Origin of the sequence: Succinivibrio sp., from assembly GCF_045124615.1 — a bacterium.
Taxonomy (GTDB): Bacteria; Pseudomonadota; Gammaproteobacteria; order Enterobacterales; family Succinivibrionaceae; genus Succinivibrio; species Succinivibrio faecicola.
This window is the reverse complement of the sequence record NZ_JBGVMC010000137.1, coordinates 1-2,541: the sequence shown is the minus strand read 5'-3', so window position 1 is coordinate 2,541 and position 2,541 is coordinate 1. Positions and strand designations below refer to the sequence as shown.

The window sequence follows — 2,541 nt, the reverse complement described above, 5'->3', positions numbered from 1 at the left end:
TCTCTCTCTCTCTCTCTCTCACTCTCTCTCTAGAATTTCAAGGGATCCAAGCGGTATGCAGAATGAATTATTCTCATAATGATAGAAGCAACCATCAACAGCAGAGCTATTAGATGAATTTTCTGTCAGATTATTAACCCAGCCTAAATTTTGCTTTTCTGGTGCAACTCCTAAAAGCAGGGAAACACTATTTTCCTGTTGATTAATGTTCGCATCAACCAAAACAGCTTTTTTTCCAAGTTCTGAAAGTTGGTAAGTTATTGCTGAAGCAATTGTACTTGTTCCAACGTTGGCATTAATGCCCTGAATTAGAATAGTTTTCATAAAATTTATAGCACCTAAAATAGGTTTGACATCTTCTTTGCAAGAAAACCGTTGTCTTTAGCTGACTTTTCCTGTTTTTCTTTGCTATGGAAATCTACATATGAGTTGATATCGCATTCTGTTGCGATAGCAAGTGCTACAAGATCAGTTGGAATTGAATTAACTTTTTCTGAATTATTAGAATAGATCTTTTCAAGAGAATCATTTAGCTTTTTTCTTTGGGAAAGAGTTAATGAACCTGAAAGAGTAGACTTCAGGCGTGAAAGATATTCACTGTCCTTTTCGTTCATAAGTTCACATCCAAAATTTATCTTCAACTGCCTAACAGCACAAAATCAAAAATCAGAATTTATAAAGGTAAATATATGAATTCGCTATGAAAAAAATAGGTGAGATCTTTATTGATAATTATATATTTTATTTTTTTAACTAGCGAATTATATATACTTACTTTTCTTTTTCTATAAAAAGCTGTTGTTATTTGTAATAAAAGTGTGAATTAGCTCACAATTAAATTTTAAAATAATTTTCTATTTATTGCTAATAATTTTTACCTGACTGTAAAGAAAAATTAAAATCTAGCATTTCTTTTATTTTTTTAGAGCAGATTTATACAGCTCAATATACTGCTTACAGCTGTCAGCCCATCTGAAACGAACTTTCATTGCGTTCTGTTTTAATCGCTTCATTTCTAAAGGTGCCTCTAGATAGAGGATCAGAGTTCTTCTAAGGCAAGATAGCAGTTCTTCAGAGCTTGGATCCTTAAATACGAATCCTGTTGCATCTTCTTTATTGGTATCATAGTCAACAACGGTATCCTTAAGACCACCTACTGCTCTAACAATTGGAAGAGTTCCATAAGCAAGTGAATACATCTGATTCAGACCGCATGGTTCAAAAATTGATGGCATCAAGAAGAAATCTGACGCAGCTTCAATCTGATGAGCAAGAATATTGTCATAAACGGCCTGGAATACCATTTTTCCTGGATGTTTTTCTGCAATCTGTCTAATCTGAGAAGCAAGATAAGGATCGCCTGTAGCTTCAATTACAATCTGAACGTTGTGCTGCAGGAATCTTTCAAGAATAGGTATTAAAAGACCGATTCCCTTTTGTTCTGTAAGTCTTGCAACCATGCCATATAATGGTGTGTCACCCATTTCAAAGCCAAGTTTTCTTTGAAGCAGATATTTACCAAGAACTTTCTGATCGAGGCTATTAATGTCGTAACGAATTCTTAGATGCTGATCTTTTGAAGGATCCCAGTCTGAATAATCGCAACCATTAACAATACCAGATAAGTCACTTTGTCTTTCAAGATAGCTCTGTGTCATACCGTGTCCACCAAGGTATGTGGTAAGCTCGGTTGCATAACCCTGACTTACAGTGTTTATCTTGTCAGAATAGAAAACACCACATTTAAGGAAGTTTATATACGAGCCTTGTGAAATTCTGTCGTTGTAGACAGATGCAATTTCTGGCAGAAAAGAAATCTGATTTCTGTCAAATGCACCCTGGAAAGAGCCATTATGAATTGTAATTATTGATTTTGCTTTGGATAAGAAAGGATCGTCTTTGTATTTTGTTTTTAAAAGCATAGGTGCAATGCCTGTATGCCAGTCATTGCAATGCAGGATATCAAACCAATAATTGAGCACTTTACAAGCATCAAGAGCAGCTGCACAGAAAAAACCAAATCTTGAGCCATTGTCAGCATATGCCTGGTTATTATCTCCATACATTGATGTTCTGTCATAAAATCTGTTGCATTCAATAAGCCAGACCTCAACGACTTTATTTAGGTAGGTTTTTCTGATTCTGTATGGAATTTTATTTATAGGATTGTCTGAGTCCTTATTTATAACACCTTCACCAATGACAGAGAATTTTTCATAATTCTGAATACAGGTATAGCAGGGCATAACAACTCTGACATCATGTCCTTCTGACTGAAGCTGAAGGGGGAGAGCTTTTGCAACATCTGCAAGTCCACCTGATTTTTGAATGTCAGCAACCTCTGATGAGAGTAGTAAGATGTTCATTTTTCCATACCTTATGTAGCTTTTTTTATTATATTTGACGGTCAGTCAAAACCCAGTTTCATACCCTATGGTATTACAATTATGCCATTTTCAGAGATCCTTACATCTGTTTTTTCGTGTTTTTGCAACAGCTGTATATCTTTTTGATAATCATAACCAATAGTAAAATTAGGAG

The 2,541-nt window shown here is 34.9% G+C and carries 3 protein-coding genes; all 3 read right to left on the bottom strand.

Going from position 1 to position 2,541, the window contains the following annotated elements; translation table 11 throughout:
• Nucleotides 1-18: 18 nt before the first annotated feature.
• Entirely contained in the window at nt 19-324 is a 306-nt protein-coding gene (locus ACJML3_RS03645; protein ID WP_406020710.1) for a cellulose synthase operon protein YhjQ/BcsQ, read from the bottom strand.
• 14 nt (nt 325-338) lie between these two features.
• On the bottom strand, nt 339-614 hold the full coding sequence (locus ACJML3_RS03640) for a hypothetical protein (protein ID WP_406020709.1): 276 nt from the start codon (nt 612-614) through the stop codon (nt 339-341).
• Between the two features lie 300 nt (nt 615-914).
• Entirely contained in the window at nt 915-2,381 is a 1,467-nt protein-coding gene (gene glgA / locus ACJML3_RS03635; protein WP_406020712.1) for a glycogen synthase GlgA, read from the bottom strand.
• Nucleotides 2,382-2,541 lie beyond the last annotated feature (160 nt).

Bases quoted from the DNA above. Each gene is read 5' to 3' on its own strand.
- ACJML3_RS03640 (WP_406020709.1), bottom strand. From the start codon at position 614: ATGAACGAAAAGGACAGTGAATATCTTTCACGCCTGAAGTCTACTCTT.
- ACJML3_RS03645 (WP_406020710.1), bottom strand. From the start codon at position 324: ATGAAAACTATTCTAATTCAGGGCATTAATGCCAACGTTGGAACAAGT.